The sequence below is a fragment of the Arthrobacter sp. MDT2-34-1 genome (assembly GCF_059091365.1).
Genome location: NZ_JBNHGO010000001.1, coordinates 1,710,346 through 1,735,651, shown reverse-complemented (window position 1 = coordinate 1,735,651; position 25,306 = coordinate 1,710,346). Strand labels below are relative to the sequence as shown.

Here is a 25,306-nt window from a genome sequence, read left to right as displayed (position 1 = left end):
CGTCCTAGACGAAGGCCGGCTGTTCCAACCGGCGGAACGCGGAATCGTGGAAGACCAGGGGCTCGTGGGTGCCGTCGTGCGTGGACAGTCCGTGCACCTGCAGCAGCACGACGTGGTGGTCCCCGGCCGGGACTTCCTGGTGCACCGAGCAGTCCAGCCAGAGCGCCGCGTCGTTGAGGAAAAGCGCGCCGTCGTCGGTGCCGTGCAGGCTCAGGCCGGCAAAGCGGTCACCGGTCCTGGACGCGATCTGGCGGCAGACGCCGTCGTGCCCGGTGCCGAGCACCGAGACGCCGATCCGGTTGGCCCGCCGGACCAGCGGCCAGGTCCGTGAGGTGTTTTGCACGGCGAACATCACCAGCGGCGGCTCGAGGGAGACGCCCACGGTGAACGAGGAGGCGACGATGCCCTGCGGCTCGCCGTCGACGGTCGCGCACAGCGCCGCGATGCCCGAGGGGAACCGGCCGAAGGCGGAGCGCAACGTGTGGGGGGTCAGGTCATGGTGTAGCGACATGGCGTCCTTGGGGCTTGGGCGCATCCGCTGCGGCCGAGCTGCTGCGGGTGGATACGCGTACTTGCCTGCCGACATCCCCGGCGGGCCGAATCATCACCTGGAGCACCCCGCTACGGTAGAGGGTTGCCGGCCAACCAGCCAGGGCTGTGAAGTTGGCGCTCTTGATTCGTCTCCACGCTAAGAGCGGGGAAGGGCCTGGGTCAAACGCCGGTAACAGTTCGTCAAATGCAGCGTTTTACTCCCGGGCCACGCGAGGTGGCTGCTGCCCGACGGGCGGCCGTGCGACGGCTGCTGCCCCGAAGGCTACTGTCCGACTGCTGGCGCCACGGCTACTGCGCGGCGGCGCCCGGGCGCACGGTCTGCTGCCGGAACGGATGCGCCGGGTAGACGCCCAGGATGCGGATTTCGGTGGTGAAGAAGTCCAGTTCCTCGAAGGCGTGGACCATGGCCGGATCGTCCGGGTGGCCTTCGACGTCCACCATGAACATGGTGGCGGCAAACTCGCCGCCCACCATGTAGCTCTCCAACCGGGTCATGTTGATGCCGTTGGTGGCGAAACCGCCCAGCGCCTTGTACAGCGCGGACGGCACGTTCCGCACGCGGAACACGAAGCTGGTCACGGCCGGACCGGGAAGTTCCTCGCGGGACGGGACCGGCCGGCGGTCGGCCAGCACCACGAACCGTGTGGTGTTCGTCGGATCGTCTTCGACCTTTTCCGCGAAAACCTCCAGGCCGTAGAGTTCGGCGGCCATCGGCGGCGCCAGGGAGACCTTGGTCGGGTCCTTCCATTCGGCCACCTCCCGGGCCGAACCGGCGGTGTCGCCGGCGATGACCGGAGTGAGCCCGAGCCTGCGGATCAGCTTGCGGCACTGGCCCAAAGCATGGATGTGGCTGTGCACCTCCCGGGCCTGCTCCACGGTGGCCCCGCGTACGCCCAGCAGGCTGAAACGGATGGGCAGGAAGAATTCCTCCACGATCTGCAGGGTGGTCTTCGGCAGCAGGGCGTGGATGTCCGCCACCCGCCCGGCGATCGAGTTGTCGATGGGGATCATGGCCAGTTCCGCCTCGCCGCCGGTGACGGCAGCGAACGCATCCTCGAAGCTGGCACACGGCACCGCTTCCCAACCGGGGCGCACTTCCAGGCAAGCCATGTGGGAGTTCGAGCCGGGTTCACCTTGGTACGCAATCGCTGGAGCCATGGGCGAAATTATCCCACCGGGGCGGGCCGGCGCTTCATTCCGGGCAACCGGGCGGCGTCATATAACCGGGACCGGCCCGCCAACCGCTTAGTACAGATGCGATTCCTGGGTGATGCCGTAGGGCACGTCGTCGCTCAGCTCCACCGTAAACTGCCCGGGGCCGGTGCGAGTGACCAAGATGCCGCAATCGCCGTCGATGGCGGCGAGCTTTTGCAACTCTTCGACCGCAGCATTCAGGAGATCGTGCGCTTCGGAAGCCGTCTGTGCGGTCAACGACTTGGTAGCCAGGGAAGTGGCCATGGTTCTGCCTTTCGTGGCCGGAGGTTTCCGCGCAGGAGAAACGCGGGATGGAAGCTTCCGGCCGGAACGAGCCTGCCATGCGGAACGGTGCATGGAACTTTACATTCTGCCATCCCAGATGACATCAGATGAATTTCGCACCGGCGTGGCGTGCGCCACACCCGGCGTGGCGGCGTGGTGCTGTGGACCGGTGCAGGCGGGACCCCCCCCGCGGATGCAGGGAGCCGTCGGGGGGAGGGTGGGGGCAGCCGGAAGTGAACCCGGTCCTAGAACGGGTTGAGCAGCCGGTGGACGAACTGCCGGGTGCGCTCCTCCCGCGGTTCGCGCAGCACCTGTTCGGGGTGTCCGCGTTCCACCACCACGCCGCCGTCCATGAACACCACTTCGCTGGCCACTTCACGGGCGAAGGCCAGCTCGTGGGTGACCAGGGCCATGGTCCAGCCCTCGTCAGCCAGTTCCTTGATCACGTGCAGCACGTCGCCCACCAGTTCAGGATCCAGTGCGGACGTGGGCTCGTCGAACAGCAGCAGCGAAGGTTTGAGCGCCAGCGCCCGGACAATGCCGACCCGCTGCTGCTGTCCGCCGGAGAGCTGATGCGGGTACTGGTCTTCCTTGCCGGAGAGCCCGACACGGTCCAGCAGCGACCTGGCCTCGCGCACCGCTTCGGCCTTGGACCGCTTCTGCACCTGGACCGGGCCCTCGATGATGTTCTGCAGCACGGTCATGTGCGGGAACAGGTTGTAGTGCTGGAACACCATGGCGCTTCGGTCGCGCAGGGCGGCGATCTGTTTTCGGTTCACCGGCGAACCGAAATCCACGGCCGGCCCGCCCGAAAAGGCGACCCGCCCGCCGTCGGGGATTTCCAAGCCGTTCAGGCAGCGCAGCACGGTGGTTTTGCCCGACCCGGAGGGTCCGATCAGGGCCAGTACCCCGCCCGTCTGGACGGAGAGGTCGATGGACTTGAGCACCTGGTTGCTGCCGAAGGACTTGCGCAGCCCCTCTACGGAGAGCACCGGCCCTGCGGCGGAGCCGGGCTGCGAAGCGGCGGCGGAGGGGACGTCAGTGGGCGACATAGCGGTCCAGCCTCTTCTCCAGTCGGGACTGCCCGGCGGAGAGCACCAGGCAGAACACCCAGTAGACCGCCGCGGCCTCAATGTAGAGCAGCATGAACTCCTGGCTGAACGCCGCGATTTCCTGGGCGGCCCGGAACGCCTCGGTGACCAGGATCAGGGAAGCGAGGGAGGTGTCCTTGACCAGCGAGATGAACGTATTGGACAGCGGCGGCACCGACACCCGCGCGGCCTGCGGCAGGATGATGCGGCGCAGGGTGGTGGTGCCGGCCATGCCGATGGTGTGGCCGGCTTCCCACTGGCCCTTGGGGACGGACAGAATCGCGGCGCGGATAATTTCGGCCGCATAGCCGCCCACGTTCAGGGAGAACGCGATGATGGCGCTCGGCCACGGTTCAAGCACCACGCCGATCGACGGCAGACCGTAGAAGATCACGAACAGCTGGACGAGCAGCGGGGTGCCGCGGATCACCGAGACGTAGGCGCGCGCGATGCCGGCCAGGATCCGGTTGCGGCTCAAGCGCATCAGGGCCACGACGAGCGCCAGCAGCAGGCCGATGGCGAAGCTGGCCAGCGAGAGGGGGATGGTGCCGGTCAGCCCGCCCTGGACTATAGGCCAGAGTGAACTGCCGACGAGCTCCCAGTCGATGTCCATACGGTTACGTTAGCGTCTCCCTTTGAAGCGGCCGGATTTACTTGCTGACGTCCGCGCCGAAGTACTTCTCGGAGATCTTTGCCAGCGTGCCGTCGGCGCGCAGCTCCTCCAGCGCCGTGTTGAAGGCCTCCACCAGCTCGTCGCTGCCCTTCTGGAAGGCGAAGGCGCTCTGCGTTTCTTCGTCCGTTTCGGCGGCTACCTTGATGTCTTTGTTGTCGTTGGTGGCCTGGTAGTCCAGGTAGGTCAGCTTGTCGTTGACCGTGGCGTCCACCCGGCCCTGCTCCAGCAGCGAAACCGCCTGCGCCCAGCCCTCCACGGCCTCGACATTGGCTCCGGCGCCCTTGGCCAGTTTGTAGAAGTTGCTGGTCAGCGACTGGGCGGACGTTTTGCCCTCCAGATCCGCCAGGGAGGAAATGTCGTTGTTGTCCGACTTCACGACGACGACGCCGGTGCTGACCGTGTACGGGTCCGAGAAGTCGTACTTGGCCAGGCGGTCTTCGTTGATCGAAACCTGATTGGCGATTACGTCGAAACGGCCCGCCTCCAGCCCCGCGAAGATGGCGTCCCACTGGGTCTCTTCAAACCGCACGTCGACGCCGAGCTTGTCCGCCACCGCGGTGACGACCTCTACGTCGTAACCGGTCAGGTCGCCGGTGCCGTTCTCGTGGAAGGAGAACGGGCGGTAGGTCCCCTCGGTCCCCACGGTGATCACGCCTGCGTCCTGGATCTCCTGCAGCGTGGTCGCGGCGGAGGAGGTCGCCGGCTCCGACCCCGACGGCGAGGACGTGCTGCAGCCGGCCAGCACCAGGGCGGCGGCTGCGGCGGCACCGAGGACGGACAAACGACGACGAATCATGGTGGAAAACCCCTTGTGATGTGGGACGACGAGCCAACCGGCGGGTGGCCGGCAAACGCTGAAGCTACCACGTGCAACAACGGGTACCTCAAGATATGTTCCGAACTGTGTCGGCAATGTGAGCAGCCGCACTCCCGGCGGCGCGCACCGGCGTCGTTATTGTTCTATTCGGGTGCCACCCGCACCACGAGTGCGCCCGGATCGACGCGCATCATCAAACGGGACCCCATGCCAATATGGTCGCCGTCCAGCTGCATCTCCTGGGGCCGGCCGGCGTGGATCTCCACGTGCTTGCCCTGGTAGTAGTCAACCGAAGGATCCACGCTCCGGCCGCGTTTGGCGAGCCCGGCCAGCACGCCGAGCCAGCCCAGCCGGCCACGCGGGGAGATGGTCATGACGTCCAGCAGGCCGTCGTCGAGCTGCGCACCGGGGAACATCTCGAATCCGCCCTGGATCTTGCCGCAGTTCCCGCCCATTACGCTGCGCATCCGCACGGTCATGGGCTTGCCGCCGTCTATGGTGACCGTGGCACGGACCGGCTTGCCCGGAAGGTTGCGCAGGCCGGCTTCCACGTACGCCAGCCACCCGATACGGTCCTTGAGGCCGTCGTCGGTGCCGCCAATCACGGCGGCGTCGAAGCCGAGGCCGGCCATGACCAAAAACACGGAGTCACCGCCCGACCTGTCCACGGTGGCCCGGACCACGTCGATCCGCCGGTCCCGGCCGGCCAACGCGATGCCGGCAGCGGTCTCCGGGTCGTCAACCGGCAGGTCCAGGTTGCGGGCCAGCAGGTTGCCGGTGCCCAGCGGGATCACGCCCAGCGGCATGTCGGTCGCCGCCAGCCGGCCGGCCACCCGCCGCACCGTTCCGTCACCGCCGGCGGCGATGACCAGATCGACGCCCGCTTCCAGCGCCTGGTGCGCCTGGCCGGCGCCCGGATCTTCGAGCGTGGTCTCGAGCCAGAGCGGCGGCTGCCAGCCGGTCTCGGCGCACAGGCCCTCGACCAGCGCCACCAGGTCGAAGTTGAACTTCTTGGACGGGTTCCAGACCACCGCGGCACGGCGGGAAGCTGGGGGAGCGGATTCGGTCATGGTGTCCTTACTGTCCTGTTTGCCGGCTGAAGGCCGACGTCCCGACGAACCCATTCAAGCACCATCCCGCCGGTGCCGCCCGGCTCGACATCGCTGCTGGCCGCTTATAGGTTCTAACAGGACACCCTCGGATCCGGGAGAAGAATTGCTTCGGCGCGCACTTGCATCAATCACCGCCCTGCTGCTGACGGTAGCGGTCTCTGCCTGCGCTCCGGAGCGGGAATCGCCGGATCCGACCGCCCGGGCACTGGCGGAAGCGTTGGCTGCCAATGACGTGTCGAACGTGGCCTTCGCCGATGCCACCGGCGCCCAGGTGCAGGAACAACTGGCCGCGCTGACCGAGGGGATGGCCCCCTTGGAGCCCGAAGTCACCGTGGAAGGCGTCGAAGAGGTCGAATCCAACCTCTTCCGGGCCACCCTTTCCTATGACTGGCCGGTGGCCGATGCGGAGCAGGGCTGGAGCTACACCACCAGGGCCGACCTGCACTACGCCGAGGACACCTGGCACGTGCGGTGGAAGCCCGAAATCCTGGAGCCCTCGCTTGCCGAGGGCGAACGGCTGGTGCTCTCCACCGAGGAACCGCGGCGCGGCCAGATCCTCGACGCCGAGGGTGAGGCGATCGTGAAGAACCGCCCGGTCAGGGTCGTTGGCATCGACAAGACAGGCCTGGACACAGCGACCGCCGAGGACTCCGCGCGCGCGCTGGCCAAGCTGGTAAACATCGATGCCGCCGCTTATCTGGAAAAGGTTGAAGCCTACGGGCCCAAGGCATTCGTGGACGCCATCACGCTGCGTGAGGACGCCTTTGACAAGTTGGACCAGAAGAAGCTGAAGGACATCGAGGGCTTCCTGGCGGTAGGTGACCAGATTCCGTTGGCGCCCAACCGCACCTTCGCCGCGCCGGTGTTGGGATCGGTCCGGGAGGCCACGGCCGAAGACATCGAGAAGTCCAAGGGCACCGTGGCCGCGGGCGAGACCGTAGGCTCGTCCGGCTTGCAGGAAGCCTTCAACACCGAGCTCTCCGGCACGCCGGGAGTCACCGTCTCCGCCGTCGGGCAGCCCGCCGAAGAGGGCGGCGAAGCGCCGTCCCGCCAGCTGTTCCGCCAAGACCCGGTGGACGGCGAAAACGTGAAAACCACGCTCGTGCCGAAGTTGCAGTCGGCAGCCGAGGACATCCTGGCCGACATCGACTCGCCGAGTTCGATCGTCGCGCTGCGGCCGTCGACCGGTGCCGTCCTGGCGGCCGCGAACGGTCCGGACAGCGAAGGCTACAACACCGCGTTCCTGGGCCGGTACGCCCCCGGTTCCGCCTTCAAGATCGCCACCGCGCTGGGCATGCTGCGCAACGGCGCGACGCCCGATTCCGCCGTCACCTGTGACCCGGAACTGGTCGTGGACGGCCGAAGCTTTGAGAACGCGGACAGCTACCCCGCCGAGTTCACCGGCCGGATCACCTTGACCGAGGCCATCGCGCACTCCTGCAACACCGCGTTCATCGCCGAGCACCGGGAACTTTCCCAGGACCAGCTGGCTGATGCCGCCGGCGTCCTGGGCATCGGCATGACCGCGAACCCCGGCATCGAGGCCTTCATGGGCGACGTGCCGCGGGAGGACACCAAGGGGACCGCGCACGCGGCCTCGCTGATCGGCCAGTCACGGGTGCAGGCGTCGCCGCTGGCGCTGGCCACGATGATGGCGGCCGTGGTGGAAGGCGGTTCGGTCGTGCCGACGCTGGTGGACGGTCACGACCCCAAGGCCGAGCTCCCGGACGTGCCTGAACTGACCGCCGGGGAAGCCAAGCAGTTGCGCAGCATGATGCGCTCGGCCGTGGTGGACGGCTATCTGGCCAACCTGGCCGACCTGCCCGGGAAGCCCGCCATCGGCAAGACCGGCACCGCAGAGTACGGCTCGCAGGACCCGCCGCAGACCCACTCCTGGGTGATCGCCGGCCACGGGGACCTTGCCATCGCGGTGTTCGTGGAGGACGGCGAGCTGGGCTCCGAAACCGCGGGCCCGCTGGCCGAGGCTTTTCTGGAAGCCGCCGCCGGCTAGGCATCAAACGACGACGACGACGCCGGCGCCCGCCAAGGTGCCTGAAGGCACCGAAGGCGGGCACCGACGTCGCCAGCGGCCGGCCAAGGCCCGGCCTTCGCCCGCCAGCCGCCGGCCTGCCTGCAGAGTTCCAGGCTTACCAGCGGTGGGCCACGTCAATCACCAGGCGGGACATGCTGCCCGGGCCGTCCAGGGTGAAGACCCGGAACGGCAGGCGGGCGCGCACGCCGAGGCCGATGGTGGTGTACCCCTCGAAACTGCCGCCCCAGGAGAGCTGGCGGAAGGTGGTGTAGCCGGTGACGTTCACCAGCTCCTTCGGGTTGGCAGGCCGGTAGGTGCCGCGCCCGTTGGAGTCATACGCCGGAGCCTTCACGACCACGGCCAGATCGGCGCCGCCGCGCAAGGGGATTACATGGCCGGATCCTTGGGCCCGCACCGTCCCGTACCTCACCGAGTAGCCGGCCACGTCGCCGCGCAGGTCCACAACCATGCGGTCGAAACAGGCGTGCCGGCCGGTGCGCACGTTGGTAATGGGTGCGGTCGTGGTCCCCGGCGCGGACTCCGGCGTCGAGCCCCAGGTGATGCCGCAGTAGGGCGCCGCGGTGGCGGGGCCGGGCGCCACCAATCCCAGGCCGAGAACCAACAGGATTACGGACAGCCATGTGGGGAGCTTGCGCATGGCACACCGCCTTTCATGGGGGTGACAGATGCACTCAGGATAGGGGCGTTTTCCGCGACGGGACCCGGCACGTCCGCGATAACGCCGCAACCGTTACGGCACGCGGCCCGGGCACGCTTTTCTTGATCCTTCGGTAATCGGAAACGCACTCCGCCCGTAACCAAACACGGCGGGGAGAAGTGTTACGACGTTTCGTAACATAAATCACAGTGCTGCAATTTAAAGGCGCGGCCAGTGGCATAATTCCAGCATTAGCCGGTTCGGACCCCCACGTTTTTGCCGGGCCGGCGATCCCCCAAAGAGCCGGTCCCGCGTGAACATACCGCGGGGCCGGCTCGATTTAAACGTCACACCATAGGCGCCGCCCGCAGGCGTCCCCGGCGCCCCTGCAGCCCCTGCAGCCCAGTGCAGACCCCTTCAGCCCACTTCGAAGGTCCTGAACCCGCCGGTGGGCGGGCCGTACGTCGCTTCGACCGCGTCCACCCGCCCCGGCGCCGTGCCGGATTCGAACGCGGCCGCGAACTGCCGCACCGCATCGCGCGGCCCCTCTGCCACCACGCCCACGGTGCCGTCCGCCTGGTTCACGGCCGAGCCCACCAGCCCCAGGCGTTCGGCGCGTTCCCGTGCCCAGTACCGGAAGCCCACTCCCTGGACCCGGCCGCTCACCGTCGCGCTCAGGCGGACGTTCCCGGTGGGTTCCTGTTGCATGCTTCGCTCCTGTTCGAACATCGGTCCAGCGTACGACGGCGCCTCGCTTCAGGCAGCGCCGGAACCGTAGGGGCGCGTGATGGCCTCCAGAAAGTGGCCGTTCGGGTCGGTGAAGTACACGCCGCGGCCGCCGTCGTTGCGGTTGATTTGCTGGGGTCGGCTGCGGCCCGGGTCTGCCCAGTAGGCGATTCCGGCCGACCGGATGCGCGTGAGGATCCCGTCGAAGTCGTCCTCGGCGATCAGGAAGGCGTAATGCTGGGGCTGCACGTTCCCGGCGGTGTCCGCGTAGTCGAGTGCCACGCCGCCCTCCAGCAGGACCGTCATGAAGTGTCCGAACATGGGCTGCGGCGGATCGAGGCCGAAGATCTCCGCAAAGAATTCCGCCGACGCCGTTTTGTCTGCGGCGTAGACGATGGTGTGGTTGAACGAGACGGCCATGGCATGCTCCGAAGGCGGTGGCCGGGACGGAAGCCGGCCCCAATGCTGGCTCCATTCAACTCCGGCCAGGCCCGCCGGACAAGCGCAGAACCGGGAAGGTCCGGGTTAACGAAGCAACGGACGACGCCGGCGCCGTGTGGTCGCCGAAGCCGTCCGCTCCGTTGGGGTGGCTGTGCCGCCCCGTGCTGATGTCAGCCCTTCTGCGGCAGCCGCCAGACCGTGCAGTCCTGCGTGCTGATGGCGCGGCGCGAGCCGTCCGACTCATCACGGATCCACACCAGGCCGACGCCGGGCGCGGTACGGTCGACGCGGCCCCGGTACTGGACGGCATTGTCCATGCGGGCCTCGACCGAATCGCCGCGGCGCAGATGTCCGAGATTGCGGATACGGGTGGGGGTGGAATTGACCAGCGGGGACTGACCGGGTGCGGATAGTGTCATCCGTGACCTCCTGTGTTGTGGCGGTAAGGGCGTGCTGTGCCAGGCGGATCAGCTGTGGGGCCGACCCTGCCGTGGCATCGTTCGGGGACTGCTCGTCAGGCGTGAAGCGCCGGCTCCTGCCGGGTGGCGGCGAGCGCTGACGACAGGGGCTGCGAGGCGGCAGGGCGCGGGAAAGAGCTTCTCCGCTGATCCCTGCTGCAAACTTGTTGGTGGTCCCTCAGCTGTCCGTTGGCAGTCTCACTTTAAGGAACACCTTTGGAGGGCCGGATTATTCCGCCGGAGCAGGAAAAGTTTTTTGGGCCCTCGCCGGTGGCCGCAAACGGAGCCAGGCTGCGTCCACGGCAGACGGCGGGCGGTTTCCCGCGGCGCTGCGGCGCCACTGGCCAGGCCCGGAAGCCTCAGGGGCCAGCACGCGAGCGGCAGGTTCAGTCCCTGGGCGGCAGCTGCTGCAGCGCCCAGGTGTTGCCGTCCGGGTCGCTGAAGTAGACGAACTTACCCCACGGCTGCGCGTCCACGTCGCTCGCTGCGACGCCGCGGCTGAGCAGTTCTTCCCGGGCCGCTTGGGCATCGGCAACGACCATCTGGAGCCCCTGCTGCGAGCCGGGTGCCATCTCCGTGATGCCCTCGCCGATCACGATGGAACAGGCCGAGCCGGGCGGCGTGAGCTGCACGAACCGCAGGCCGTCGCTTACCCGGTGGTCGTGGTCGGCGTGGAAGCCGACCTGCTCAACGTAAAAATGTTTGGCCCGGTCGACGTCGGTGACCGGCACAGCCACCAGTTCGAGTTTCATCTCCATGCCGGACACGCTAGCGCCGGCAGGGCGCCCGGCGGTAGGGGTTGGCGCGGGACTGCGGTCAGGCCCGGTCCGCAACCAGATGGAGCCGGTACCCCTCGGACGTTTCGAACAGGGGCCGCGGGTGGGAGCCAGGCGGCACGGGTGGGAGCAGCTGTGGCCAGCCAGAGATGATGCACCCGATGGCGGCCGCGGCCAGCTAATCCCCGAAATAGCCGCGCTCCAACAGGGAGCCGGGGTGGTACAGGCAAACGGACGTGCGATCACCCGAATCCCAATCCGCTTGCGTAGGGAACAAGAGCCGGTGCGTTCCGTCCGGAATCAACCGGGCTTCGAGAAACTGGGACATCACCTCGCCGCACCGGGGTCCGGCCTCGCGTTCCAGTGCTGACTGACCCGGATACAGCTCGCCGGCGTGGGTGATGGTGCCGAATATCTCGCCTTCATGCGGTTCCTGGCAGGGCACCTGAAACAACGCGGTGGTCGTGGGGCCGGAGGAATACTCCCAATCGAAGAACGCACAGTCGCCGACGGCTGCCTCACTCAGGGCCGAGGGCTCCACGCCGGAAGACCATTGCGTGGCGAGGAAGTCGTCGATGTAGGCACTAGTGCCCTCCGGATCCGCTGCTCCCACGGTCTCCGCGGGTGCCATGGTCGGGCGACCCGGCGGGGGAGAGGCCAGCCGGACGGGTCCCCGGGATGTGCCGGCGGCAGGGCCGCTGGCGTACCCGCCGCCGGAGGCTGGCGGAGTGGCACTAGCCGTGGCCGGGGATGCCGCTCCAGCTTCCGCCCCCGGTTCCGTGCAGCCCGCGAGCAGCAGCGCGAATAGCGCCATGAGGGCGGCCATCGGCCTATTCCGCATGTTCCCCCGATGCCGGCTCTGCAGCCGCCCGACCGGCGGCTGGAATTGTGAGCAGCCTAGCAGGGTGTGCCGGAGGGCCGGGGCGCGCCCCGCCCACGGCCACACTGCTAGCGGACCCATCGGTCCGGCTTGCGTCGCGGGGCCTTGCCGCCGTGCCGGGCGGGCCAGCCGGGCTTTAGACGGCTGCGGCAGCAGCGGCGTCGGCCGTCTTCTTCCGGTGGATGGCCAGGAAGGAAGAAATCCTGCGGACCGCCTCCTCGATATCCTCCACCGACGGCAGGATTACGAACCGGAAGTGATCCGGCGTGGGCCAGTGGAAGGCGCTGCCGTGCGAAACCAGGATTTTCTCCTCCTCGAGCAGGTCCAGGACAAACTTCTCGTCGTCCTCGAACGGATAAACGGCAGGATCCAGCTTGGGGAACAGGTACATCGCCCCGGCCGCGGGCACACAGCTGACGCCCGGGATCTGGTTGAGCAGCCGGCAGGCCAGGTCGCGCTGTTCGTGCAACCGGCCCCCGGGCTTCACCAGGTCCCCGATGGACTGGTAGCCGCCCAGCGAGGTCTGGATGGCGTGCTGCGCCGGGACGTTCGAGCACAGCCGGAGCGAGGCCAGCAGTTCCAGTGATTCGCGGTAGGCCGCGGTCTCGGCGCGCGGCCCGCTGATGGCCACCCAGCCGGCGCGGTAGCCGGGCATCCGGTACGCCTTGGAGAGCCCGCTGAACGTCAGCACCGGCAGGTCCGGGGCCACCGAGGCGGTGTGGACGTGCACGGCGCCGTCGTAGGTGATCTTCTCGTAAATTTCGTCCGAGAACAGCACCAGATCGTGCTTGCGAGCCAGGGCCGCGAACTGTTCCAGCACGTGCCGCGGGTAGACGGCGCCGGTGGGGTTGTTCGGGTTGATCAGCACGATCGCCCGTGTCCGGTCGGTGATTTTGGCTTCGACGTCCGCCATGTCCGGCCACCAGTGGTTGTCCTCGTCGCAGAGGTAGTGCACGGCCTTGCCGCCGGAGAGGGTGACCGACGCGGTCCACAGGGGGTAGTCGGGCGCGGGGATCAGCACCTCGTCGCCGTTTTCGAGGAACGCTTGCAGCGTCATGGAGATCAGCTCGGACACCCCGTTGCCGATGAAGATGTCCTCAACGCCGATCTGCATCAGGCCCTTGGTCTGGTAGTACTGCGAAATGGCCGTGCGGGCGGAAAAGATGCCCTTCGAATCGCTGTAGCCTTGGGCGCCGCGCAGGTGGTGGATCATGTCCACCACAATCGACTCCGGCGCCTCCAACCCGAACGGTGCCGGATCGCCGAGGTTCATCCGCAGGATGCGGTGGCCCTCCGCCTCCATCTTCTTGGCCGCGTGCAAAATCGGGCCGCGAAGTTCGTACCGGACGTTCTGGAGTTTGCTGGAATGTTGCATGGGACGCATGCCCTATTTTTTCACAGAGTGCATCGGGCGTTCATGTGGGCTTCACCACTGCGCGGGTCTGGTGCCCGGTGCTGCATCGGCCTACCGTGGTTACGCTCCCATAGCGGCACCGGCACGCGGTGCCGGTGCCGTGCGCCCCGAACCGGAAAAACGGAGGAAAGCCAATGGCTCTCACGCACATCAATCCAGCGGGCATGTTCCGCAGTCCGGCCTTTTCCCAAGGCGTGCTCGTGGACGGCCCGGGCCGGCTGCTGATCGTCGGCGGCCAGAACGGGATCAACGCGGACGGCGAGATGGTCAGTGACGATCTTGCCGGCCAGACCAGGCAGGCGATGCGCAACGTGCTCGCGGTCCTCGAGGAGGCCGGCGCGACGCAGCAGGACGTGGCCAAGCTGAACATCTACCTCGCTGCCGGGCAGGACGCGAACGCGGGGTACGCCGCGGCCGCGGAGGTGTGGGGGCCGGTGCCGACGGCAATCACCGTCCTGCAGGTGGGGTCCGCGCGGCCCGGCGTGCTGGTGGAGATCGACGCGCTCGCCCAGGTCCCGCCGCGGCCCGAGTAGCCGCGGCCAGGGACCGCAGCCACCGCCGTCGTGCGCTGCCCTGCCGCCCTGGCGCGGTGGCGGCCTGCCCGGCCCGGGTTGCCTACTGCGGGCGGACCGTGTGCTTGCTGACGATGGAGACCCGGTTGAAGGCGTTCATCGCGACGGTGATCCAGCTGACCGCGGAGAACTCGTCGTCGGTGAGTTCCTCGCGGGCGGCGGAATAGGCTCGCTCCTGGCTGTGGTGGTCCGGCAGTTCGGTCAGCGCCTCGGCCAGGGCCAGCGCGGCCCGTTCCTTGTCCGTGAAAACCTCGGTGTCCCGCCAGGACGGAAGCACGGAAAGCCGCTGGGCCGTCTCGCCCTCGCCCAGGGCCAGCCGGGTGTGCATGTTCAGGCAGTACGCACAGCCGTTGATCTGCGAGATGCGCAGGTTCAGCAGTTCCACCAGCTTCCGGTCCAAACCTGCCGCTTCGGCCGCTTCGCCGACCTTGAGTGCCAGTCCGTTGAGCGCGCGATAGGCTGCCGGCGTCTGCTTGTCGATGTAGAACTTGGCGGGACGATTGTCGGAACTCACTCATGCCTCCTGTGTTGCTGGTCGGCCTTCATTCTCTCAGCACTGCCGACGGGAGCCGCGGAGGAGTAGCGTGTGCCCCATGGAATTCGATGCACCCTTCACGGAACCCACTGCACGGCGGATCCGGGTGCGGCTGGGTGGAAGCCTGGTGGCCGACAGCACGCGGGCCAAGCTGATGGTCCAGTATGGCCGGGACGGTCTGCCGACCTACTATCTGCCGCGGGAGGACGTCGCGGCAGGGGCGCTGGCCAATGCGCGCCCCGGGCCGGCGGGCCAGCAGCTCTGGGATGTGGCCATCGGCAAGAAGCGCGCGGAGGCCGGGGCATGGGAGCATCCGGAAGCGCACGGTTCGATGAGCGACCTGGCTGGCCACGTGACTTTCTCCTGGCGGCAGCTGGAGTGGTACGAGGAAGACGAGCGGGTGCTGGTCCATGCCCGTGATCCCTATAAGCGCGTCGATACCCTGCGCAGTTCGCGGCGAGTGCAGGTCTACCTCGCCGGCGAGAAAGTGGCGGACAGCATCCGGCCGCTGCTGCTGTTCGAAACCCACCTGCCCACCCGCTACTACTTGCCGGCCGAGGACGTGCGGACCGACCTGCTGGAGTCCAGCGACACCGTCACGAGCTGCCCCTACAAGGGCGAGGCCCGCTACTGGTCGGTCCGGGTAGGCGAAGACGTTGTCCGCGACGTTGTGTGGAGCTACCCGAACCCGATCCCGGAAAACCCCAAGATCCGCGATCTTTTCTGCTTCTACAACGAGAAGGTGGACCTCGTGGTCGACGGCAAACCCCAGGAGAAACCCGACACGCCCTGGTCGTGATTTCCGCCCCCGTTTCGCTCCGGTCCCGCGCTGCCATCGAGAGCGGCTGATACCCGACGCGGGCACGTCAGGGACGGCCGTTCCCGCATGGCTCGGCCGCTCTGGATGATTTCGGCTGCTGCCGCTCTCCTCCGCCCTCCCGGTGGCCCGGGCCGCGGTCGGGACGGCGGCTGCTTATACCTTCTCCTCCCGGGAGAAGAAAAGACTTTCGCGCATTTTTTCACCGGTCGCCTGTTGCATAATCAGCATGCTTATGGTCTCTTGGGGGAGAAGCGCTTCTGGTCCGCGCTTCCCGGATAGAGAGTGGGCCTCTGGTGCAATACAACGACAAGGATGACAAAGAGATACAGGTCTTGTTCCGCAGGGCGAGACGCGCCAAGGGGTCCCTGCGCGCCGCCTTGGAAGAGGAGCTGGTGCTGGGGCACCTGGGCATTGCGGAGGGGATCGCCCGCAACTATTCGGGCCCGGGCAGGGAGCTCGATGACCTGAACCAGGTTGCGCGGCTGGGGCTGCTCAAGGCGGTCCGCGGCTTCGACCCCGACCACGGTGCCGATTTCCGTGCCTACGCGGCCCCCACGGTCCACGGCGAACTGAAGCGCTATCTTCGAGACAGCTCCTGGATGATCCGCCCGCCGCGCCACCTTCAGGACCTGCGGACGGCGGCGATCAAAATGACCTCCGAACTAGCGCAGCGGCTGGGCCGCGAGCCCGGGCTGCAGGAGCTGGCCGACGCGCTCGCCGAAGACCCGGAAACGGTCGCCGAAGCCCTCAACTGCCACGGCAGCCTGCGGCCGGAATCACTGGAAGGGACCCCCGAGGGACAGGGCCTGGCGGAGACGCTGGCTGCCTCCGACGGCGGGACCGAACGGACCGAGGAACTGTTGATGCTTCGCGGCGCCATTCGGGAGCTGGAGCCGCAGGAACGGCAGTTGCTCTTCTACCGGTACTTCCAGGAAGAATCGCAGCGCCTCATCGGGGAACGCATCGGCATGACCCAGATGCAGGTGTCCCGCGCGCTCGCCAGGATCCTGGTCAAGCTCCAGCACCGGGTGCTGGGGGAACGGCAGACCCCCGGGCGGCAGCGGATGCGGACGGCGTAGCGACCGGCAGTTGTGCGACGGCGGCCAGGACGTCGTCCGGGCCGACGGCCAGCAGGGCAGGGTCGGGGTCGGCGGAGAACGTGTCGCCCAGGCGCAGGCTCTCGTCGGTCAGGACCGTATGGGGTCCGGGTGGCGGACCCCATACGCTGACGGGTGCCGGCCCGAAAATGACCACCGACGGCCGGGCATAGGCCGACGCCAGGTGGGCGGCACCTGTATCGGCGGAAATGACGAGCGCGGCCTCGGCGATCGCCGCGGCAAACTCCGCCAGTGGCAGCGTCCCCGCGACGACGGTGTCAGGACCCAGCCCGGCCAGTTCGGCCACGGCCTGTGCCCGGGGCCGTTCCGCCGCGCTGCCGGTGAACACGATGCGGTGCCCTTGGGCTGCCAGTTCCCGGGCGACCGCGGCAAACCGCTCGGCGGGCCACAGCCGGCTGCCGTAGGCGGCACCGACATGGAGTACCGTCGCTCCCGGGCAGGGGCTCTGGACGGCGGGCTGGTCCAGCCGGTAGTCGAGCGGATCCACGTCGATTCCGTGCCACTGCAGCAGCCGGGTCCAGCGCTCGCGTTCGTGCGCGCCTTCCGGCCATGAGGGGCCGTCCCACCCGGGGGCGCGGTGGCCAATGCGTTTGGCGGGCTGCAGGGCTTCCAGCCGGCCGCGGCTCTCCGGCCCGTTGCCGTGCAGGTTCACGGCGATCTCTACCCGGCCGGGCGCCAGCGCCAGGGGAACATCGAGGCCGTGGGTGGCCAGCAGGTCGTCTACCGAGCCGGTAAGTCCGAGGATGGGCCGCAGCCAGGCCTGGGCAGCGTAGATAATCCGGTGTTCCGGGTAGGCCGCGCGCAGTGCCCGCAACGCCGGAACCGCGACCAGCAGATCGCCCAGTTTGAGCGCCCGGAGCACCAGCAGTTCCGGGCGTCCGTCCCGTTCGAGTCCTTCAGCTTCTGCCACTGCACCCATCCTTCCTTCCGGCTCTGCCCATCCTTCCAGATGCCCGCAGCGTGCGCCTCCCGCGGCAGCGGTTGCCGTGGCGGGAAGTGGGCGACACATAAGTAGTAGCAGGAGAAGTGTTTAGGTCGGAGCCGCGCTGGGAACAGTGCTGGTATGAGCACAACTGCTGCACACCCGCTGCGGGCCATCCTCTTCGACCGGGACGGCACGCTGGTCACGGACGTGCCCTACAACCCGGACCCCGCGAAGGTCCGGCCGGTAGCCGGCGCCCGCGCGGCCGTTGACGCGGTCCGGACCGCCGGGCTGCCCTGCGGGGTGCTCACCAATCAATCAGGCATCGGCCGGGGCTTGCTGAGCCGGGAACAGGTCGACGCCGTCAACCGGCGGGTGGAAGAGCTGCTGGGACCGTTTGACGTGTGGGAGATCTGCCCGCACAACCCGGACGACGGATGCCCCTGCCGGAAACCGCAGCCCGGGATGATCCTTGCGGCCTGCCGCCGGCTCGGGTTCGCTCCGACGGAGGTGGCCTACGTCGGGGACATTGGGGCCGACGTCGAGGCCGCTGCCGCCGCCGGCGCCACCGGTGTCCTGGTACCGACCCCGGTGACCCGGCGCGAAGAGGTGGAGGCCGCCGCCATGGTCGCCGAAGACCTCACTGCCGCGGTCTCGCTGCTGCTGGAGGGCCGGCGATGAGCCGCGTACTGGTGGCGCGGCTGGACAGCGTCGGAGACGTACTGCTGGCGGGCCCGGCGGTGCGGGCAGTTGCGGCAGGCCACGACGGCAATCCGCGCGACGTCATGATGCTGTGCGGCCCGCAGGGCAAAGCCGCCGCGGAATTGCTGCCCGGCGTCACAGGCGTGTTCAGCTGGGCCAGCCCGTGGATCGTCGACCCCGCCCCACCGGCGACCCGGGAACACGTGGCCGCGCTGGCGGACTGGGTCCGGGCCTCAGAGATCTCCGAGGCCGTCATCCTCACGTCCTTCCACCAGTCGCCGTTGCCGCTGGCGCTGCTGCTGCGGCTGGCCGGCGTCGGGCGCATCACCGGCGCTTCCGTCGATTACGCCGGGTCGCTGCTGGATCAGCGGCTGCGCCCCGGCGAGGACTTCCCGGAGGACCAGCCGGAGGCCGAACGGGCGCTGCAGATCGCCGCTGCCGCCGGGTACCGGCTTCCGCCCGACGACGACGGCCGGCTGCAGGTGCAAGGCATCCCGGACACCACCGACCTGACCGGCGGCGAACCGTACATCGCCGTGCACCCCGGCGCCTCCGTCCCGGCGCGCGCGTGGCCGCCCCTGCACCACGCCGCAGCCGTCGAACTGCTGATCGGCGCCGGCTACCGGGTGGTGGTCACCGGGGGCCCGCAGGAGCAGGAACTGACGGCCACCGTCGCCGTCCCCGGCGCGCTGGACCTGGGCGGGCAGACCGACCTGCGGAGCCTGGCGGGGGTCCTGGCCGGCGCGTCCGCCGTCGTGACCGGAAACACCGGGCCGGCGCACCTGGCCGCGGCCGTGGGCACGCCGGTCGTGTCCCTGTTCGCGCCGGTGGTTCCGGCGGTCCGCTGGGCACCGTACAAGGTCCCGGTGGAGCTGCTCGGGGACCAGCAGGCGCCCTGCCGGCTCAGCCGGGCGCGCAACTGTCCGGTTCCCGGCCATCCCTGCCTGTCCCAGGTGGCCCCCGAGGAAGTGCTCGAGGCTGTACAGCGGCTGACCCGCGGCGTGACGTACTTGTCCGCCAGGAGAAAGACGAGGAACGCATGAAGATCCTGCTTTGGCATGTCCACGGCGGCTGGACCGACGCTTTTGTCCGCGGCCGCCACGAATACCTGTTGCCCGCGACGGCGGAGGGCGGGCCGTGGGGCCTGGGCCGCGCCGGCCGCGACTGGCCGTCGTCGGTCCGGGACGTGCACCCGGACCGGCTGCGGGACGAAGAACCCGACGTCGTGGTGCTGCAGCGGCCCGAGGAAATCGAGGAATGCGAGCGGCTGCTGGGCCGCCGGCCGGGACGGGACATCCCGGCGGTGTTCCTGGAGCACAACACCCCCAAGGGGGACGTGCCCAACTCGCTTCACCCGCTGGCCGACCAGCAGGACATGACCGTCGTGCATGTCACCCACTTCAATCGCCTCTTCTGGGACTGCGGAACAGCCCGGACCACCGTGATCGAGCACGGCATCGTGGATCCCGGTCCGCTCTACACCGGGGAACTGGAACGCCAGGGCGTGGTGGTCAACGAGCCGGTCCGCCGCTGGCGGGTGACCGGAACGGACCTGCTGCCGGCCTTCGCCGAGGCAGGACCGCTGGACGTGTTCGGCATGGGCACCGAGCAGCTGGGCGCGGCCACCGGGCTGGGCCCGGACAAGCTGCGCGTGCGCGGCGACCTGCCCGGTCCGCTGCTGCACGCCGAACTGGCCCGCTGCCGCCTCTACCTGCACCCGCTGCGCTGGACCTCGCTGGGCCTGGCGCTGCTGGAAGCCATGCATCTGGGCATGCCGGTGGTGGTGCTGGCCAGCACAGAGGCCGCCCGGGCCGTGCCGCCGGAGGCCGGCGCCATCTCGTCCGATGTGGACCAGCTGCGCCGCGAAGCGGCCCGGCTGCTGAAGGACCCGGACGAGGCCGCTGCGCGCGGAGCAGTCGCGCGCGAGGCGGCGCTGCGGAACTACGGGGTGCAGGCCTTCCTGGACAACTGGGACAGCCTGCTGGCAGAGACCACCACGGGCGCCGGACGGGTCATTGCCGCCAACGAGAGGAGAGAGCCGTGAGGATATCGATGGTTTCCGAACATGCCAGCCCGCTGGCGGCGCTGGGTGGTGTGGACGCCGGCGGCCAGAACGTGCATGTAGCGGCCCTCTCCGCCGCCCTCGCCCGGCGGGGGCACAGCGTGAGCGTCTACACCCGCCGCGACGATCCGATGCTTCCCGCCCGCGTCACGATGCGGCCGGGAGTGGAAGTGGTCCACGTCAACGCCGGACCGCCCGAACCGGTCGCCAAGGATGAGCTGCTGCCCTACATGGGCCAGCTGGCCGACGGGATCAGCGCCGACTGGGCGGACAGCCCGCCGGATCTCGTACACGCGCACTTCTGGATGTCGGGGGTGGCGGCCCTCGACGCCGCCCGCCGCCCGGGAAGCCCCCAGGTGCCGGTGCTGCAGACCTTCCACGCGCTCGGCACCGTGAAACGGCGGCACCAGGGCGCGCAGGACACCAGCCCGGCCGAACGGGCCTGGCTGGAACCGTCCGTCGGCCGCAGCGTGGACCGGATCATCGCGACGTGCTCGGACGAAGTGTTCGAACTGGCGGCCATGGACATCCCGCGCGGCAATATTTCCGTTGCCCCCTGCGGCGTGGACCTGGGACTTTTCAAGGCCGACGGGGAGGTCGAACCGCGCGGCCGCACCCACCGCATCGTCACGCTGGGCCGCCTGGTTCCGCGCAAGGGCATCGACCTGGCCGTCCAGTCCCTGCGGTTGCTCAAGGACCGGGGACTGGACGACGTCGAACTGATCGTGGTCGGCGGCGCCTCCGGTGCCACCGGGCTCGCGGCCGACCCCGAGGCCCAGCGGCTGCGAGGCCTCGCCCGTGAGCTCGGCGTGGAAGACCAACTGGTGCTGCGCGGCCAGTTGCCCCGGGAAGAAATCCCTGCGGTGCTGCGCAGCGCCGACGTCGTCGTCTGCGCGCCGTGGTACGAACCGTTTGGGATTGTTCCGCTGGAAGCAATGGCGTGCGGCGTTCCGGTGGTCGCGGCCTCGGTCGGCGGGCTGATCGACACCGTGGTGGACCGCAAGACCGGCCTGCACGTGCCGCCGCGGGATCCGGAGGCGGTGGCCGAAGCCGTGGCCGAGCTGCTGGCGAATCCCCAGCTGCGCCGCGACCTCGGCCGCGCCGGCCAGCAGCGCGTGCGGAACCGCTACTCCTGGGACCGGGTGGCCGCCGACACCGAAAAGGCCTATCACCTGGCGGTCAGCAGGAGCGCGGGCGCCGTCCCCGCCGGCGTCCGGCAGTTGGAAGGGGAAGCACTGTGAAGCGCCCAGCCGCCATGGCCAAGACAGCAGCACGGACCACGGCACTCGCCACCGCCGCTGCCCCAGCCGACCCCGCCGGCCCGGCCGGCCCGGAGGCTTACCTGCGGCCGCCCGCACCGGGACCCGCCCTCGTCCCGGTGCCCGCGACCGGCCGGGAGCCGGTTGGGACCCAAGCGGTGGACGCAGTCCTGGCGCACCTGCAGGCGGTGGCACCGGCGGTGGAGTCGCTGCGCGCCCAGGCCGGCCAGCTGGCCGGTTGGGGGACGGAGCTGGCCCGGCGGTTGACGGGCGGCGCGCGCCTGCTGGCGGCCGGCAACGGCGGCTCCGCGGCGGAAGCCCAGCACCTCACCGCCGAACTGGTGGGCCGCTTCGACGGCGAACGCCGGGCCTTCTCCGCCATCTCGCTGCACGCGGAAACCTCGGCGGTCACGGCCATCTCCAATGACTACGGCTTCGACCAGCTGTTTGCCCGGCAGGTGCTGGGCCACGGGCGTGCCGGCGACGTGCTGCTCCTGCTGACCACCAGCGGCAAGAGCGGGAACCTGCTGCGCGCGGCCGAAGCTGCCCGCAGCATCGGCGTGACCTGCTGGGCGCTGACCGGCCAGGCGCCGAATCCGCTGACCGAGTTGTGCGACGACTATGTGGCAGTGGAGGCGCTGCCGGCCAATGTGCAGGAGGGGCACCTGATGGCGCTGCATGCCCTCTGCCGGGCGTTCGACGCCGAGGTGGCGCGCCTCGAGGGAGGCGCCGCGGGCGGGCGCGGGCAGGGAGGCCGGCCATGAGGATCGTGGTGGTGGGTGACGTACTGCTGGACGCGGACGTGGAGGGTGCGGCAACCCGGCTGAGCCCGGACGGACCGGTGCCGGTGGTTGACGCGGCCGAAACGACCTACCGCGCCGGAGGAGCCGGGCTGGTGGCACGGATGCTGGCCCGCGACGGCCGGGACGTCCTCCTGGTCACGGCACTGTCCGACGACGGCGCTTCCTCCCGGCTGCGCGACGCCCTGGACGGCGTCCGCGTGGTGGCCGGGCCATCCGGCGCCCCCACGCCGGTGAAAACCCGGATCCGTGCCGGCGGGCAGTCGGTGGTCAGGGTCGACGAAGGCTGCGCCCCGGCACCGGTGCCGGTACCGACACCGGACATGCTCGACGCGCTCGAAACGGCCGACGCCATCATCGTGGCGGACTACGGCCGCGGCCTGGCGGCCGCACCCGGGCTGCGCGACGCCCTGGCCTCGCTCGTGCACCGGATCCCCGTGGTATGGGATCCGCACCCGGCCGGCCCGGTCCCGGTCGAGGGCGTGGCCGCGGCGACGCCCAACCTGCCCGAAGCCCTGCGGATCGCCGGCCTGCGGGACAGCGGGACCCGGGAGGCTGCGCTGGCCGCGGCGGAACTGCGTACACGCTGGAACAGCCGCGCCGTCGTCGTCACGCTGGGCGGGGAAGGGGCCCTGATCCAGGCCGACGGCGGCCTGCCGCAGGCCGTACCAGCCCCGACGCTCGACCCGGCCGACACCTGCGGCGCGGGGGACCGGTTTGCCGCCTCCCTGGCGGTGGCGCTGGCCTCCGGACGGCCGCTGGCCGAGGCGGTGGAAGAGGCCGTCGGGCAGGCTGCAGCCTTCCTCTCCGCAGGCGGGGTGGCATCGCTTCGTCGGGAAACGGCCCCGGTCCAGCTGCGCGGTCCGGGGGTAGACGCCATGCGGATCGCCGCGCAGACCCGCGAAGCCGGCGGCACGGTGGTAGCCACCGGAGGCTGCTTCGACTTGCTGCACGCCGGGCACGCCAGAACCCTGGCCGCCGCCCGGAAGCTGGGCGACTGCCTGATCGTCTGTCTCAACTCGGACGATTCGGTCCGCCGCCTCAAAGGCGAAGAGCGTCCGATCATGAACCAGGAGGACCGCACCGAACTGCTGCTGGCGCTGGAGTGCGTGGATGCGGTGCTGGTCTTCGACGAAGCCACCCCTGAAGCAGCGCTGGAAAGGCTGCGGCCGGACATCTGGGTCAAGGGCGGGGACTACACCGCGGACCAGCTGCCGGAAGCACGCCTGCTGCAATCCTGGGGCGGGCAAACCGTCACCGTGCCCTACTACCCGGCGCGTTCCACCACCGGCCTGGCCGCCGCCCTGGCCAAGGTCGGCTGACACGCCGGACTGCTCCGCAGATCCGGCGCGCCCTGAACTGAAGAATCCCGAACCTGAGGAGGAAACCATGAGCATTGCCCCAACGAACCCCGGCCGCGTCCTGGTCACCGGCGGAGGCTCCGGCCTGGGAGCCGCCGTCGTGGAGGCGGTCCTCGCCGCCGGCGGCACGCCGGTCGTGCTGGACCGTGACGTCAGCCGGGTGGGTCGGGCCAAGAGCATCGAGGTGGACGTCGCCGACCGAGCCGCCGTCGAGGCGGCCGTGCAGCAGGCCGCCGACACCCTCGGCGGGCTGGACGCCGTCGTGACGGCGGCCGGGATCGACCGCTGCGGGCGCCTGGAAGACGTGCCGGCCGAGGAATGGGAGAAGGTCATCGGGGTCAATCTGATGGGCACCGTCTCCGTGGTGCGCGCGGCCCTGCCGCATCTGATGTCCTCCCACGGGCGGGTCATCACGGTCGCCTCGTCGCTGGGGATCAAGGCCGTCTCCGACGCCACCGCCTACTGCGCCTCCAAGTTCGGCGTGGTCGGCTTCAGCCGGGCGCTGGCGGCCGAAACCCGCGGTCAGGTCGGAGTGACCACCATGATTCCGGCCGGCATGAAGACCAGGTTCTTCGACGACCGGACCGAACAGTACAAGCCGCAGGACGACTCCCGGCTCAACGACCCCGAGCGGGTGGCCGATGCCATCATCTTCGCGCTGTCACAGCCGAAGGGCTGCGAGGTGCGCGAGATGGTCATTTGCCACGAAGAAGAAGACTCGTGGCCCTAAGCTCGCGCAGGTCCGCGTAGACATCCTCTGCGCGGACCTGGTCCGTCAGGGAGAATTCGTGGCTGCAGCGTCCGGCGGTCCAGCCCACCTGGGTCAGGTCGGAGCCGCAGGCCGGACACTGCGTCATCCAGGACATGTGGATCCGGTGCAGGGTCCGGCCCAGCGCCCCGGCCATGATCATGTTGCCGGCCCAGTAGATGCCCACCGTGGGCGTTCCCACCGCCTGCGCCAGGTGCCGCGGCCCGCTGTCGTTGCCGACCATCACGTCACTGGCGCGCAGCACGGCGGACAGTTCATCCAGTTCCAGCCGGCCGGCCACGGACTCGATGCTGCCCCCGCCGCCGGCACCGGACGCCCCGCGGGCCAGGCCCACAACCTCCTCGGCCAGCGCCACGTCGGACTGATCGCCTACCACCAGGACCTGGCATCCGTCGTCGGCCGCCCATGCGGCCACCTGGGCGAACTCCGACGCCGGCCACCGCCGCCGCGGGTCCGTGGCGCCCGGGTGGATGGTCACCAGCGACGGCCGGCCTTCCTCGAGGAGCCCGGCCAGCAATGCCTCTTCATCGGCGAGGGGCTGCAGTTCCGGCTGCAGCGCGGCCGGAGCCGCGCCGGCCAGGCCCACCACCTCCAGCGCGCGCAACACCTCGTGCTGGTAGTACAGGTAGGGGATGGTCCGCTCGAGCGCGGCCGCGTCCGGGGTCCGGGTGCCCACCGTGTGCCGTGCGCCCAGTTCCAGCAGGAACGGGTTTGAGTTCCGGCCGCCGCCGTGCAGCTGCACGGCCAGGTCGAACTGCTCGCCGCGCATCAGCTGGTGGAACCGGGCGATGGCCTGCGGATCCTCCGGCCCCGGGCGAACCCCGTGCGCGAACGGCAGCGGTTCCACCCGGTGCACCGGGCCCGGCCGGCCGCGGAACAGGGCGGCATGGGCCTCCGTGCCCAGCAGGGTCACGCTGGCCTCGGGATAGGCGGCAGCCAGCGACTCGAGTGCCGGAACCGAAAAAAGCACGTCGCCCAGCCCTCCGCCCCGGAGCACCGCAATCTTCCGCACCCCCTCGAAGGGCTCCAACACCGGCCCAATGCCCCGGCCATGCCGGGCCTCGGTACTGAGCCTCTGGCCACCGAAAGCGGCGCCGCCTGTGGGAGAACCAGCCATCTCCACCTCCTGGATTAACGTTCCGCCTGCGGCGCAGCCACCCGGCGCGGGGGTGCCGTGCCTGCCGCAACCCCCTGGGCCCGCCCCCGCGGGCCCCTCGTGAACTTCACCCTAAGGTGCATTCGAGCCGCTGGCCAGAGCCGGAACCGGGACCGGAGGC

The 25,306-nt window shown here is 69.4% G+C and carries 28 protein-coding genes and 1 riboswitch; of the genes, 11 read left to right on the top strand and 17 right to left on the bottom strand.

Translation table 11 applies throughout. The features are described from left to right. Positions 1–4: 4 nt before the first annotated feature. The 7 genes from AC5RVV_RS08075 to AC5RVV_RS08045 form a co-directional block, all read right to left on the bottom strand. Positions 5–511: a flavin reductase family protein gene (locus AC5RVV_RS08075; protein WP_494000810.1), complete on the bottom strand. Its 507-nt coding sequence runs from the start codon at positions 509–511 to the stop codon at positions 5–7. 52 nt (positions 512–563) lie between these two features. Continuing rightward, positions 564–678: riboswitch (SAM riboswitch) on the bottom strand. A 162-nt stretch (positions 679–840) separates the two neighbouring features. After that, on the bottom strand, positions 841–1,710 hold the full coding sequence (locus AC5RVV_RS08070) for a prephenate dehydratase (RefSeq protein WP_494000809.1): 870 nt from the start codon (positions 1,708–1,710) through the stop codon (positions 841–843). Positions 1,711–1,797: 87 nt separating this feature from the next. Next, the gene (locus AC5RVV_RS08065; RefSeq protein ID WP_494000808.1) at positions 1,798–2,010 is read right to left on the bottom strand and encodes a hypothetical protein; all 213 of its coding nucleotides are present in this window, start codon (positions 2,008–2,010) and stop codon (positions 1,798–1,800) included. Positions 2,011–2,276: 266 nt separating this feature from the next. Further along, positions 2,277–3,083, bottom strand: coding sequence for an amino acid ABC transporter ATP-binding protein (locus tag AC5RVV_RS08060; protein ID WP_494000807.1), 807 nt, complete (start codon positions 3,081–3,083; stop codon positions 2,277–2,279). Beyond that, positions 3,070–3,729: an amino acid ABC transporter permease gene (locus tag AC5RVV_RS08055; RefSeq protein ID WP_494001307.1), complete on the bottom strand. Its 660-nt coding sequence runs from the start codon at positions 3,727–3,729 to the stop codon at positions 3,070–3,072. The genes AC5RVV_RS08060 and AC5RVV_RS08055 overlap by 14 nt, the downstream gene beginning before the upstream one ends. A gap of 43 nt (positions 3,730–3,772) precedes the next feature. After that, positions 3,773–4,591 carry an amino acid ABC transporter substrate-binding protein gene (locus AC5RVV_RS08050; RefSeq protein ID WP_494000806.1) on the bottom strand — a complete coding sequence of 273 codons (819 nt, stop codon included), beginning with the start codon at positions 4,589–4,591 and terminating at the stop codon, positions 3,773–3,775. A 164-nt stretch (positions 4,592–4,755) separates the two neighbouring features. Next, complete coding sequence (locus AC5RVV_RS08045; protein WP_494000805.1) at positions 4,756–5,682, bottom strand: diacylglycerol/lipid kinase family protein; 927 nt, start codon at positions 5,680–5,682, stop codon at positions 4,756–4,758. A gap of 145 nt (positions 5,683–5,827) precedes the next feature. On the opposite strand from AC5RVV_RS08045, the gene AC5RVV_RS08040 reads away from it, so the two are divergent. Beyond that, the gene (locus AC5RVV_RS08040; protein WP_494000804.1) at positions 5,828–7,735 is read left to right on the top strand and encodes a penicillin-binding transpeptidase domain-containing protein; all 1,908 of its coding nucleotides are present in this window, start codon (positions 5,828–5,830) and stop codon (positions 7,733–7,735) included. 136 nt (positions 7,736–7,871) lie between these two features. Here AC5RVV_RS08040 and AC5RVV_RS08035 read toward each other — a convergent pair whose 3' ends face one another. The 7 genes from AC5RVV_RS08035 to AC5RVV_RS08005 all read right to left on the bottom strand — a co-directional run bounded on the left by AC5RVV_RS08035 (position 7,872) and on the right by AC5RVV_RS08005 (position 13,079). After that, on the bottom strand, positions 7,872–8,414 hold the full coding sequence (locus AC5RVV_RS08035; RefSeq protein ID WP_494000803.1) for an AMIN-like domain-containing (lipo)protein: 543 nt from the start codon (positions 8,412–8,414) through the stop codon (positions 7,872–7,874). Between the two features lie 417 nt (positions 8,415–8,831). After that, positions 8,832–9,122 (bottom strand): acylphosphatase, encoded by a 291-nt coding sequence (locus tag AC5RVV_RS08030; RefSeq protein WP_494000802.1) that lies wholly within the window; start codon positions 9,120–9,122, stop codon positions 8,832–8,834. A gap of 48 nt (positions 9,123–9,170) precedes the next feature. After that, positions 9,171–9,560: a VOC family protein gene (locus AC5RVV_RS08025; protein WP_494000801.1), complete on the bottom strand. Its 390-nt coding sequence runs from the start codon at positions 9,558–9,560 to the stop codon at positions 9,171–9,173. A 191-nt stretch (positions 9,561–9,751) separates the two neighbouring features. Further along, positions 9,752–10,000, bottom strand: a complete 249-nt coding sequence (locus AC5RVV_RS08020) for a hypothetical protein (protein ID WP_494000800.1) — start codon at positions 9,998–10,000, stop codon at positions 9,752–9,754. A 425-nt stretch (positions 10,001–10,425) separates the two neighbouring features. Further along, the gene (locus AC5RVV_RS08015) at positions 10,426–10,797 is read right to left on the bottom strand and encodes a glyoxalase superfamily protein (protein WP_494000799.1); all 372 of its coding nucleotides are present in this window, start codon (positions 10,795–10,797) and stop codon (positions 10,426–10,428) included. A 196-nt stretch (positions 10,798–10,993) separates the two neighbouring features. Beyond that, a complete protein-coding gene (locus AC5RVV_RS08010; RefSeq protein WP_494000798.1) occupies positions 10,994–11,446 on the bottom strand; it encodes a septum formation family protein in 453 nt (150 codons plus the stop codon). Positions 11,447–11,831: 385 nt separating this feature from the next. Further along, complete coding sequence (locus AC5RVV_RS08005) at positions 11,832–13,079, bottom strand: pyridoxal phosphate-dependent aminotransferase (protein ID WP_494000797.1); 1,248 nt, start codon at positions 13,077–13,079, stop codon at positions 11,832–11,834. Positions 13,080–13,243: 164 nt separating this feature from the next. Here AC5RVV_RS08005 and AC5RVV_RS08000 point away from each other — a divergent pair, with 164 nt between their 5' ends. Beyond that, positions 13,244–13,642, top strand: coding sequence for a RidA family protein (locus AC5RVV_RS08000; RefSeq protein ID WP_494000796.1), 399 nt, complete (start codon positions 13,244–13,246; stop codon positions 13,640–13,642). A gap of 82 nt (positions 13,643–13,724) precedes the next feature. Here AC5RVV_RS08000 and AC5RVV_RS07995 read toward each other — a convergent pair whose 3' ends face one another. Next, positions 13,725–14,195, bottom strand: coding sequence for a carboxymuconolactone decarboxylase family protein (locus tag AC5RVV_RS07995; RefSeq protein ID WP_494000795.1), 471 nt, complete (start codon positions 14,193–14,195; stop codon positions 13,725–13,727). A 79-nt stretch (positions 14,196–14,274) separates the two neighbouring features. On the opposite strand from AC5RVV_RS07995, the gene AC5RVV_RS07990 reads away from it, so the two are divergent. Beyond that, on the top strand, positions 14,275–15,015 hold the full coding sequence (locus tag AC5RVV_RS07990) for a DUF427 domain-containing protein (protein WP_494000794.1): 741 nt from the start codon (positions 14,275–14,277) through the stop codon (positions 15,013–15,015). 314 nt (positions 15,016–15,329) lie between these two features. Next, positions 15,330–16,115 (top strand): sigma-70 family RNA polymerase sigma factor, encoded by a 786-nt coding sequence (locus AC5RVV_RS07985; RefSeq protein WP_494000793.1) that lies wholly within the window; start codon positions 15,330–15,332, stop codon positions 16,113–16,115. Here AC5RVV_RS07985 and AC5RVV_RS07980 read toward each other — a convergent pair. Then, complete coding sequence (locus AC5RVV_RS07980; RefSeq protein ID WP_494000792.1) at positions 16,048–17,073, bottom strand: glycosyltransferase family 9 protein; 1,026 nt, start codon at positions 17,071–17,073, stop codon at positions 16,048–16,050. The genes AC5RVV_RS07985 and AC5RVV_RS07980 overlap by 68 nt on opposite strands. Before the next feature lie 144 nt (positions 17,074–17,217). On the opposite strand from AC5RVV_RS07980, the gene AC5RVV_RS07975 reads away from it, so the two are divergent. From AC5RVV_RS07975 to AC5RVV_RS07945, 7 genes are all read left to right on the top strand, one after another. Then, a complete protein-coding gene (locus AC5RVV_RS07975; protein WP_494000791.1) occupies positions 17,218–17,757 on the top strand; it encodes a D-glycero-alpha-D-manno-heptose-1,7-bisphosphate 7-phosphatase in 540 nt (179 codons plus the stop codon). After that, a complete protein-coding gene (locus AC5RVV_RS07970; protein WP_494000790.1) occupies positions 17,754–18,821 on the top strand; it encodes a glycosyltransferase family 9 protein in 1,068 nt (355 codons plus the stop codon). The genes AC5RVV_RS07975 and AC5RVV_RS07970 overlap by 4 nt, the downstream gene beginning before the upstream one ends. Beyond that, positions 18,818–19,822 carry a glycosyltransferase family 4 protein gene (locus AC5RVV_RS07965; protein WP_494000789.1) on the top strand — a complete coding sequence of 335 codons (1,005 nt, stop codon included), beginning with the start codon at positions 18,818–18,820 and terminating at the stop codon, positions 19,820–19,822. Before AC5RVV_RS07970 ends, AC5RVV_RS07965 begins: the two co-directional genes overlap by 4 nt. Next, positions 19,819–21,081, top strand: coding sequence for a glycosyltransferase (locus AC5RVV_RS07960; protein ID WP_494000788.1), 1,263 nt, complete (start codon positions 19,819–19,821; stop codon positions 21,079–21,081). Before AC5RVV_RS07965 ends, AC5RVV_RS07960 begins: the two co-directional genes overlap by 4 nt. Then, entirely contained in the window at positions 21,078–21,863 is a 786-nt protein-coding gene (locus AC5RVV_RS07955) for a D-sedoheptulose-7-phosphate isomerase (RefSeq protein WP_494000787.1), read from the top strand. The genes AC5RVV_RS07960 and AC5RVV_RS07955 overlap by 4 nt, the downstream gene beginning before the upstream one ends. Further along, positions 21,860–23,221 (top strand): PfkB family carbohydrate kinase, encoded by a 1,362-nt coding sequence (locus AC5RVV_RS07950; RefSeq protein WP_494000786.1) that lies wholly within the window; start codon positions 21,860–21,862, stop codon positions 23,219–23,221. Before AC5RVV_RS07955 ends, AC5RVV_RS07950 begins: the two co-directional genes overlap by 4 nt. Positions 23,222–23,288: 67 nt before the next feature. Continuing rightward, complete coding sequence (locus tag AC5RVV_RS07945) at positions 23,289–23,990, top strand: SDR family oxidoreductase (RefSeq protein ID WP_494000785.1); 702 nt, start codon at positions 23,289–23,291, stop codon at positions 23,988–23,990. Here AC5RVV_RS07945 and AC5RVV_RS07940 read toward each other — a convergent pair. Beyond that, a complete protein-coding gene (locus AC5RVV_RS07940; protein ID WP_494000784.1) occupies positions 23,956–25,146 on the bottom strand; it encodes a glycosyltransferase family 9 protein in 1,191 nt (396 codons plus the stop codon). The genes AC5RVV_RS07945 and AC5RVV_RS07940 overlap by 35 nt on opposite strands. Positions 25,147–25,306 lie beyond the last annotated feature (160 nt).

Bases quoted from the DNA above. Each gene is read 5' to 3' on its own strand.
- AC5RVV_RS08075 (WP_494000810.1), bottom strand. From the start codon at position 511: ATGTCGCTACACCATGACCTGACCCCCCACACGTTGCGCTCCGCCTTC.
- AC5RVV_RS08070 (WP_494000809.1), bottom strand. From the start codon at position 1,710: ATGGCTCCAGCGATTGCGTACCAAGGTGAACCCGGCTCGAACTCCCAC.
- AC5RVV_RS08065 (WP_494000808.1), bottom strand. From the start codon at position 2,010: ATGGCCACTTCCCTGGCTACCAAGTCGTTGACCGCACAGACGGCTTCC.
- AC5RVV_RS08060 (WP_494000807.1), bottom strand. From the start codon at position 3,083: ATGTCGCCCACTGACGTCCCCTCCGCCGCCGCTTCGCAGCCCGGCTCC.
- AC5RVV_RS08050 (WP_494000806.1), bottom strand. From the start codon at position 4,591: ATGATTCGTCGTCGTTTGTCCGTCCTCGGTGCCGCCGCAGCCGCCGCC.
- AC5RVV_RS08045 (WP_494000805.1), bottom strand. From the start codon at position 5,682: ATGACCGAATCCGCTCCCCCAGCTTCCCGCCGTGCCGCGGTGGTCTGG.
- AC5RVV_RS08035 (WP_494000803.1), bottom strand. From the start codon at position 8,414: ATGCGCAAGCTCCCCACATGGCTGTCCGTAATCCTGTTGGTTCTCGGC.
- AC5RVV_RS08030 (WP_494000802.1), bottom strand. From the start codon at position 9,122: ATGCAACAGGAACCCACCGGGAACGTCCGCCTGAGCGCGACGGTGAGC.
- AC5RVV_RS08025 (WP_494000801.1), bottom strand. From the start codon at position 9,560: ATGGCCGTCTCGTTCAACCACACCATCGTCTACGCCGCAGACAAAACG.
- AC5RVV_RS08020 (WP_494000800.1), bottom strand. From the start codon at position 10,000: ATGACACTATCCGCACCCGGTCAGTCCCCGCTGGTCAATTCCACCCCC.
- AC5RVV_RS08015 (WP_494000799.1), bottom strand. From the start codon at position 10,797: ATGGAGATGAAACTCGAACTGGTGGCTGTGCCGGTCACCGACGTCGAC.
- AC5RVV_RS08010 (WP_494000798.1), bottom strand. From the start codon at position 11,446: ATGGCACCCGCGGAGACCGTGGGAGCAGCGGATCCGGAGGGCACTAGT.
- AC5RVV_RS08005 (WP_494000797.1), bottom strand. From the start codon at position 13,079: ATGCGTCCCATGCAACATTCCAGCAAACTCCAGAACGTCCGGTACGAA.
- AC5RVV_RS08000 (WP_494000796.1), top strand. From the start codon at position 13,244: ATGGCTCTCACGCACATCAATCCAGCGGGCATGTTCCGCAGTCCGGCC.
- AC5RVV_RS07990 (WP_494000794.1), top strand. From the start codon at position 14,275: ATGGAATTCGATGCACCCTTCACGGAACCCACTGCACGGCGGATCCGG.
- AC5RVV_RS07980 (WP_494000792.1), bottom strand. From the start codon at position 17,073: ATGGGTGCAGTGGCAGAAGCTGAAGGACTCGAACGGGACGGACGCCCG.
- AC5RVV_RS07975 (WP_494000791.1), top strand. From the start codon at position 17,218: ATGAGCACAACTGCTGCACACCCGCTGCGGGCCATCCTCTTCGACCGG.
- AC5RVV_RS07970 (WP_494000790.1), top strand. From the start codon at position 17,754: ATGAGCCGCGTACTGGTGGCGCGGCTGGACAGCGTCGGAGACGTACTG.
- AC5RVV_RS07965 (WP_494000789.1), top strand. From the start codon at position 18,818: ATGAAGATCCTGCTTTGGCATGTCCACGGCGGCTGGACCGACGCTTTT.
- AC5RVV_RS07950 (WP_494000786.1), top strand. From the start codon at position 21,860: ATGAGGATCGTGGTGGTGGGTGACGTACTGCTGGACGCGGACGTGGAG.
- AC5RVV_RS07945 (WP_494000785.1), top strand. From the start codon at position 23,289: ATGAGCATTGCCCCAACGAACCCCGGCCGCGTCCTGGTCACCGGCGGA.
- AC5RVV_RS07940 (WP_494000784.1), bottom strand. From the start codon at position 25,146: ATGGCTGGTTCTCCCACAGGCGGCGCCGCTTTCGGTGGCCAGAGGCTC.